Here is a 710-nt window from a genome sequence, read left to right on the forward strand (position 1 = left end):
CCCGGGTCGCCGTGCAGTCGGCCGAGGAGGCGGTGCGTGAGCGGTTGAGCAGTTCGGCGCGGGATGCGACGTCTGGTGCGGTGCGGTCGTTCGGTACGTCGGTGGTGAGTTTGGGTGCGGATGTGAGTCAGGTCGTGTCGGCGGCGTTGCGTGAGCATCGTGATGACGAGGTGTATGCGACGTTGACGCGGATCGATCATTCGGTGCAGCAGATGATCCGGCAGGCGCAGTCGTATGTGATCGTGTGTGGTGGTTTGCCTGGTCGTCGGTGGCCGTCGCAGTCGTTGACCGATGTGGTGGGTGGGGCGACGGGGCGGGTGCGGGATTATCTGCGGGTTCGGTCGAATCAGTTGGATCGGATGGTGATCTCGCGGGCGGTGGAGCCGTTGGTGCATACGTTGGCGACGTTGCTGGATAACGCGTTGCGGTATTCGCCGCCGACGTCGTATGTGGATGTGGGGTTTCAGGAGGGGCATCACGGGGTGACCGTGATCGTGGATGATGCGGGTGTTCGGATGAATTCCGAGCAGATGGAGGAGGCGCGTCAGGTTCTGGCGGGGGAGCGGTCGGTGGATATTCATCAGCTGGGTCCGTCGCCGAAGGTGGGTTTTCCGGGTGTGGCGGCGTTGGCGCGCCGGTACGGGTTCACGGTGTATATCGATGGGCCGAATGCGTATGGCGGGATGCGGGCCATGGTCTACATCCCCGAG

Annotated in this window: 1 protein-coding gene; it reads left to right on the forward strand. The window is 63.7% G+C overall.

Annotated elements, in window-relative coordinates; all coding sequences use genetic code 11:
* The coding region (locus NH2_RS29355; RefSeq protein ID WP_169811548.1) for an ATP-binding protein at positions 1-710 on the forward strand (710 nt) is incomplete at both ends.

The organism is Nocardia harenae NBRC 108248, from assembly GCF_001612885.1.
In the GTDB taxonomy this organism is placed as follows: domain Bacteria; phylum Actinomycetota; class Actinomycetes; order Mycobacteriales; family Mycobacteriaceae; genus Nocardia; species Nocardia harenae.